Annotated in this window: 7 protein-coding genes and 1 tRNA gene; 4 read left to right on the top strand and 4 right to left on the bottom strand. The window is 63.0% G+C overall.

Going from position 1 to position 7015, the window contains the following annotated elements:
* Window positions 1-191: 191 nt before the first annotated feature.
* Together EOD15_RS25045 and EOD15_RS25040 are read left to right on the top strand one after the other, a co-directional pair.
* Window positions 192-875 (top strand): phosphoglycolate phosphatase, encoded by a 684-nt coding sequence (locus EOD15_RS25045; protein ID WP_127318744.1) that lies wholly within the window; start codon window positions 192-194, stop codon window positions 873-875.
* A 140-nt stretch (window positions 876-1015) separates the two neighbouring features.
* A tRNA-Val gene (locus tag EOD15_RS25040) sits at window positions 1016-1090 on the top strand.
* A 46-nt stretch (window positions 1091-1136) separates the two neighbouring features.
* Here EOD15_RS25040 and EOD15_RS25035 read toward each other — a convergent pair.
* Entirely contained in the window at window positions 1137-1490 is a 354-nt protein-coding gene (locus tag EOD15_RS25035; RefSeq protein WP_127318746.1) for a hypothetical protein, read from the bottom strand.
* Window positions 1491-2165: 675 nt separating this feature from the next.
* Here EOD15_RS25035 and EOD15_RS25025 point away from each other — a divergent pair.
* Together EOD15_RS25025 and EOD15_RS25020 are read left to right on the top strand one after the other, a co-directional pair.
* Window positions 2166-2423: a PepSY domain-containing protein gene (locus tag EOD15_RS25025; RefSeq protein ID WP_127269438.1), complete on the top strand. Its 258-nt coding sequence runs from the start codon at window positions 2166-2168 to the stop codon at window positions 2421-2423.
* 514 nt (window positions 2424-2937) lie between these two features.
* Window positions 2938-3423 carry a hypothetical protein gene (locus EOD15_RS25020; RefSeq protein ID WP_164749075.1) on the top strand — a complete coding sequence of 162 codons (486 nt, stop codon included), beginning with the start codon at window positions 2938-2940 and terminating at the stop codon, window positions 3421-3423.
* Window positions 3424-3499: 76 nt separating this feature from the next.
* On the opposite strand, the gene EOD15_RS25015 is transcribed toward EOD15_RS25020, so the two are convergent.
* The 3 genes from EOD15_RS25015 to EOD15_RS25005 all read right to left on the bottom strand — a co-directional run.
* On the bottom strand, window positions 3500-4390 hold the full coding sequence (locus EOD15_RS25015) for an arginase family protein (protein ID WP_127322896.1): 891 nt from the start codon (window positions 4388-4390) through the stop codon (window positions 3500-3502).
* Window positions 4391-4562: 172 nt separating this feature from the next.
* Window positions 4563-6455: a murein L,D-transpeptidase gene (locus EOD15_RS25010; RefSeq protein WP_127408940.1), complete on the bottom strand. Its 1893-nt coding sequence runs from the start codon at window positions 6453-6455 to the stop codon at window positions 4563-4565.
* Window positions 6456-6664: 209 nt separating this feature from the next.
* Window positions 6665-7015: SDR family oxidoreductase (locus tag EOD15_RS25005; protein ID WP_127408939.1), on the bottom strand; the 351-nt coding region annotated here is incomplete at its 5' end.

Below are 7015 nucleotides of genomic sequence, written 5' to 3'. Positions count from 1 at the left end.
ATGCTACATTTTTGCCCATGGTGATGATTTGCGCCAACAATCCGCCGCCGAGGCGGGTTTTTCATATCGGACGGTCCGCCGCGAATGCCCGGCCTGATGGGCAGGCCCGCCTGAACGAACTGGCCCCGCGCTTGCCTTGACGCGCCGCAGCCGCTATCGCCTGCCCATTGCACCCCTGCCCAGGACAGATCATGACCCGACCGATCATCGTGTTCGACCTCGACGGTACGCTGATCGACACAGCGCCGGACCTGCTCGACAGCCTGAACCACAGCCTTGCCGCCAGCGAGATCGCGGCGGTCGACGAAGCCGGCTTCAGGCGTTTTGTCGGTCACGGCGGCCGGGTGATGATCGAGCGGGCGCACGCCGCCCATCAGCGATCGCTTGCCGTCGAGGAGCACGACCGGCTGCTGAAACTTTTCCTCGACCACTACACGCTCAACATCCCCGGCAAGTCGCGCCCCTATCCCGGTGTCATCGAAGCGATAGCGCGCTTCGAGGAGGCCGGCTATGTCCTCGCCATCTGCACCAACAAATACGAAGCCAACTCGCTGGCGCTGATCGAGGCGCTCGGCCTGACGAAACATTTCGCCGCGATCGCCGGCCAGGACACGTTCGCCTTCCGCAAGCCCGACCCGCGCCATCTGATCGAGACCATCAAGCTGGCCGGCGGCGACCCGCACCGCGCGCTGATGGTCGGCGATTCGCAAACCGACATCGACACGGCAAAAGCCGCCGGCATTCCCGTGGTGGCGGTCGATTTCGGCTACACTGACCGCCATGTGCGCGAGTTCGAACCCTCGGCTGTCATTTCGCATTTCGACGCGCTGACGCTCGATCTGGCGCAAAAGCTGATTGCCGCCGCCGGAAACTGACCGGAAGGCGGCCGGCGCCGCGTCGCAGACAGGGCTGTGAGGGCAGCAAATCTGATCCTTGTCAGAACGCTGGACACCGCCTTGACTTCCCGCACCTGCCTCCCTTATATCGCGGCTCGCTTGGCCTTCGGGCAACGAGCGGGCGATTAGCTCAGCGGGAGAGCACACCCTTCACACGGGTGGGGTCGCAGGTTCAATCCCTGCATCGCCCACCAAAATCCTTACGGAAGTCGGCGATGTCTGGAGATGCACGAGCCGCGATCAGCGCTTCATCGAGTGCAGGATGGCCTGCATGTGCTCTTCCAGGTCGAGTTCACCCCGAGCCTCAGCGGTCAACAGGTAATCGGCCTTGGCCTGGCGGTCGCCTCGGCTGATCGCCGCATAGGAGCAGATGGCCAGCAAGGCTTCCTGTTCGATCCGGTCTGCCCTCTTGCGTTCGTGGCTGCTGCTGCCCGCTTGATGAACAATCCTGTGAAGCCCGACATAGCTGGCTTCATGGGCTCCGATCAGCGCCCGCAATTCGGGTGAGGCCCCTTCCGCTTCGGCAAATTTCGGTTCAATGGCAGAGGCCACGGCGGTGAACGCAAGAAGTGTACGGCGGGTGACTTCGGGCATGGCTCATATCCCTGCTGTCTGATCATGCAGGCACACCATAGCACCGGCGCAACGGTTCGAAGAGATGCTCCGGGACGCGACCGCACTGTCTGCTGACAAAATGTATTCGCTTCATAGCCCGCCCGCCCAGCAGCCGGTGTGGCCTTAAGTCGCAATGATTGGCTTGCGAAAGCAGGGTTTCGGGGCTTCATTGACACCGCGACCAACACCATATGGTGACCCACAGCCCTCCAAACCGAGAGAAGCTCCCTTCGACGCGGTCGCACAGCGGCCGTCAGCCGGCAATGGCTATGAACCAGGAACCTGAAAAACCATGCCTGAAAATATCAGACCGATTTCGAAAGACGTCCCCCTCATTCAGCTAGGCGTCTATCAGTGCCGCTTCCCGGTGAGCGAAGACCGGTCAGTGCCCGGCGGTTATCGCTTCTGTGCCGGGCCAACTTCGGCGGATCGCGTCTATTGCGATCACCACCACAGCATCGTGACCGCCGTCGACCCTCGCCGAACCCGTTCAGGTCTCCACCCCGCTCAACGACGCGCCGCGTAAGTCAAGCGGGCGGCGGCGGCCCTCATTCGGGCAGCTGCAAACCGGTGGACTGAATCGGCACCCATTCCGGCTGCGGAACAAACCGGCACGCCAGCGAGTTTCTGTCCGACGAAACTTGAGGGAAAGCCATGTCCAGATTGCTTCTGGCGACCAGCGTCGCCGTTCTTCTCGCCGGCGGGGCAGCCTTGGCCGCGGACGACAAGCCGCTGCCGCCGCCAAATGCCAAGAAGCTGTCGGAGATCATCGCCAAGGTCGAGCAGCGCGACGGCTTTCGCTATGTGGACGAGGTCGACTGGGACAGCGGCGCCTACACCGTCACCTATTACACGGCGGACAAGGCGAAGGTTGAAATCACCTACGATCCTGTGACGGCGGAGCCGAAATAGGGTTCGTCGTATCAAATTAGCCAGCCCTTCCCGGCGCTGGCGCTGCCCCTCACCTGCCTGCCGGCATCCTCTCCCCGTATAGTGACGGGGAGAGGGACGCTGGCATCGATGGTTTCGCCAATCACCAGCCTTTGCAAGGCAAGGATGGCGCCGGCGTTGCGGCCAGCCCCCTTCTCCCCGTCACTATACGGGGAGTCGAGGCGTGGTCCGCGCAGCGGACGAAAAGCCAACTGCTTGGCTTTTCGAACAACGAACGCCCGGCAGGGCGATAAGGGGCAGCGCTGACTTCGGCGATTGATGGTTTCCGCCACAAGTCGGGCTTGGTCCGAAGCGATTGCCCTTGCCAACCGTCGCCTCCCCTTGCGTCTGTCCCGCTTTGATGGCTGACTGTCGCGCCAGAGCAGTTCACCGTTTCATGGAACGGTGAACCACTCTAACTCTTTGTTTTGACGCAATTCCGGACGGAAAACCGTTCACACTTTTCCTGGAATTGCTCCAGGCGCCGCATTGGGGGATGGGGATGGCGACGGCAAAGCACGTGATGAAGCGCATATTGATGATGTTGGCCGGCTACTTCGTGTCGGTGCTGGTCGGCCTGATCGCCATCGCGGTGATCTATGGCGTGCTCAGTTCCTTGCCCAACGCGCCCAGCTATTTCGACGTCATGGGCGTTTCGCCGATCGCGGTGCTGCTGGTGCCGCCGCTCGGCATGTTCGTCTATTTCCTGACCATCGTGGTGACCGCGCTGCAGACGCTGATCTTCGCGCTGATCGCCGAGTTCTTCTCGCTGCGCAATGTCCTGCTGCACATGGTTTTCGGCGCCGGCGCCGCGGTCGGCGGCTTCGCCTTGATCTGGCCGAGCGCGCCGGAGGATATGGACCCGGAGCGTTGGGTCGACATCGGCATCATCGCCGCTGCCGGCCTTGTCGCCGGGTTGCTCTATTGGCTGATCGCCGGGCGCGACGCCGGCTTCCGGCGGCCACTGTTCGAGCGCTACTAGCTTGCAGACTCATAATCGCGGAGCCACGCCGATCGGCTCATGCGGAGCCTTGAAACAGATTCCGCCGCAATCATCGTCATGGCGCTGCTGTTCCGAGCGCAGCGGCCAGTACGTCGGCCAGGCCGCGTCCGGCGCTGCCGTCCTCATCAAGGCGCGGATTGTAGATGGTGATCTCGAGGCCGACTGCCTTGCCGCTCGCCAAGGCAAGCCGGAGCGCGGCCGTTAACTCGTCCCACGACAACCCGCCTGGCACGCGAAAATCGACAGCCGGCATGATGACATCGTCGAGACAGTCGGCGTCGAGATGGATGAAGAAGCCGTCCAATTCCGCTCTCGTCAGGTGATCGACCGCTTCGCGTGCGGCGGCCTCGATGCCCGTGGCGCGCACAGCGGGAAGGTCAAGCACCTTGAGCTCCTCGGGGAGCGGCTGGCTTCCGTACTCCTCCTGATCCTTGTGATCGCGATACGCGAAGGCGACAGCGTCTTCAGGGCGGACCAGAGGAGCGCGACCTTCGATGTCGGTCAGAAGCGAGGGACCGTAGCCGGTGACGAAGGCGAGGTCCATCGAGGCACCCTCACCATTGGGTTCCGCCTCTGGCTGGAAGAAATCGGCGTTGCCGTCAATGAAGAGCAAGCCGTAGCGGCCGCGCCGTCGAAACGCGAGCGCCGAGCCCAGCACGATCGTGCAATCGCCGCCCAGCACCACTGGAAACCCGCCTGCGTCAAGCACCGCTTCCACGGCGTCGGCGAGCTTGGGCGACCACTGCGCAATTGCCCTGGCGTTCAGGGTGCCTGTCTCGGAATCGGGCGTCGGGTCCTTCGCAGGCACAGCCAGCCGCCCGGCGCGGCGCGCCTGGATGCGCTCCGCAAGGCCAAGGTCCAGGAGCCGGCCAGGCAAGCGCTCCACACCGTCGGTCGCCAGGCCCAGCGTGGAGGGGGCTTCGAGAATCGCATAATGGCTCGACATAGGCGCCTCCGCTTCGAGCGCTCAACATCGTTCGTCCCTGCCGAAACAGGATCACAGTTGCGTTTTGAGCTTGTTCGATAACGGTAGCCGCCGCTCCTCGTTCCCTCTCGGCCGCCTTTCCGCTTTCGGTCATGCCGTATTTATGAGTTAACGGCCTACCGAAAGCCCTGGATCAACTCGAAGGCGAGCGAACCGCCTCCGTGGCGTCCAGAGCCTGCTTCAGGCGCGAGTCGCGGTCGTAGACGTCGCCGAAATATTCGACCTTGCCGGACAGATCAGGCCAGGCGGTGAAATAGGCGACATAGACCGGGATCGTGCGTGTCACATTCTCGGTCGAGTGGCCGTGCTTCAGCTTCTCGGCGATATAGTCCACGGAGGTGCCAAGCACCGCCGCCGCCATGCCGCGCGGGTCCTGCAGCCGCACGCAGCCATGGCTGAGCGCGCGCATATCACGCTGGAAGAATGATTTCTGCGGCGTGTCGTGCATGTAGATCGCGTGCTTGTTGGGGAACAGGATCTTCAACTCGCCCAGCGCGTTGGCCTCGCTCGGCTGCTGGCGCACGCTGTAGGGGATGTTCGCGCCATAGGCGCCCCAGTTGACCGCCGACGAAGGAATGCGCTTGCCGCGCGAATCCGTCACCTCATAGCCGGACCGGTCGAGATAGCCGGGATCGTTGCGCAATCTCGGCAGCATCTCGTTGACGATGATCGATTGCGGCACGCCCCAATAGGGATGGAAATCGACCTGCTTGATCTGGTCGTAGAAGAAGGAGGTCTGGTTGGTGGTCCGGCCAACGACGACACGCGTCTTGAGCTTTTCCTCGCCATTGTCGATGTAGCTCGCGGTGAAGGCCGGCTGGTTGATGAAGACGCGCGGGCTGCCGAGATCGGAGGGCAGCCAGCGCAGTTCCTCGAGCGCTACTTCCACCTTCAGCAGCTTGTCGGCCTTGGATGTTCCCGCCAGCGTCGCGACGGTGCGCGGGCCGATGACGCCGTCGCCCTTCATGCCTGCCTTTTGCTGCACGGCCTTGATGACCGGGACCAGTTCCGGATCATAGACTTCGCTGGTGGCCAGCCTGGACAGGATCTCGCCATAGGCGCCGCCCATCTCGTCATCGAGATTGCGCGCGATCAAGGTCAGCAGCTTCGGCAGTTCGGGGCTGGTTTCGCCCGGCTTCAGCAGCAGTTTGGGGTCGACGACGATTTCGTTTTCCGCACTGGCCTGCAGAGATTCGAGTTCGACGCGCAGCGCCTGGTATTCCGCATTCTGCGGATGCCGCGATTCGAGATAGGTGCGCACTTGCTGGGTATGCGCCAGCGTCCTCAGGACGCCTTGCAAGTCGAGCGGCTTGGCCGGGAAATCATAGTAGCCGGTCATGCGGTTGGGATCGACGCGGCCGTTCTGGGCGTCATGGGCATAGCGCAGCACACGCGCGGAAAGCGCCATCTCGAAACGGACGAGTTCTTTCAGTTGCGCATTGGCGTCAGTCGTCGATGCGCCGGCAGCGGGCACTTCGACCGTATAGTCGGCGGGCGTGAGACCATAGCTTGAAGCCTCGCCAAGCACCCGAACCGCATCCTGCGCACGGCTGTTGAGGCTGGTTCCGCTTATCCAGATGAAATCCGGATTGGCCGAGTAATACGCGATCAGCGCCTTGGCGATGTCGGGCTCGGCTAAGAGTTCGTAGTCAGCCAAGCTGGCAACCGCTTCACGAAACGCAGCGCCCGTTGCCGACGGCACGAAAGCCGCATCCTGTGGCGTCGCCGGCTCTGGCGTCGGGGCCAGCGCCGAGAAGTCGACGCGAACCAGCCGGTCCGCCTTGTAGGTGTAATAGGATGGGCTGCTGATTCTCGCGCCGCCACCGCCACCGCTGGCCGGAGCCTTCGGCTTTGGCTTGTGCTTCGGTGGCGGGGGCGGAAACTCGCCTTTCGGAGCGTGCTTGACGCCGCCGCCGAAAAGCATGTCGAACAGCCCCTGCGCGCCTGCCTGGGGTACACCGAAAGCCAGCGTCGCCGTGACTGCCAGCAGCGGCATCACGGTTGCTTTGTTTCCGAGGAATTTCATGAATCACCCGCTCCGGCCGCAACCGGTTCCCGTTCCGCACGCTAGATCGTCCCGCTCACCGCATGGCGGATGTAAGGCGCGACTATACTGATTCATACCGATTTCGTTAAGCTTTCATAAATTTTGGAAAGCCTGTTGCAGAACGGTTTCACAAGATCGTGACGGCTGGAGCGGAGGGTTGTTCCGCCCCAGCCGGAAATCTCTCGGGATCAGGCGTTGGCGCCGCCATCGATGGTCAGGGCAGCGCCGGTGACGAAGCGGCCTTCAGGGCCTGCAAGCCAGGCGACCATACCGGCAATGTCATCGGCCTTGCCGAAACGCGGTGTTGCCATTTTCCGGCGCTGATGCTCGGCATGCAGGCCGTCGGCCGGGTTCATGTCGGTGTCGGTCGAACCGGGATGGACGACGTTGGCGGTGATGCCGCGCGGGCCGAGGTCGCGCGCCAGCGCCTTGGTCAGGCCGACCAGCGCCGCCTTGCTGGCCGAATAGGCCGTGAGGCTGCCGTCGGTCGCCCTCTCGGCAAGGTTGCTGCCGATCGAGATGATGCTGCCGCCCTCACC

Origin of the sequence: Mesorhizobium sp. M7A.T.Ca.US.000.02.2.1 (assembly GCF_003996995.1) — a bacterium.
Lineage (GTDB): Bacteria > Pseudomonadota > Alphaproteobacteria > Rhizobiales > Rhizobiaceae > Mesorhizobium.
Note: the sequence above shows the minus strand (reverse complement) of the source record. Positions and strands in the feature narration are given on the sequence as shown.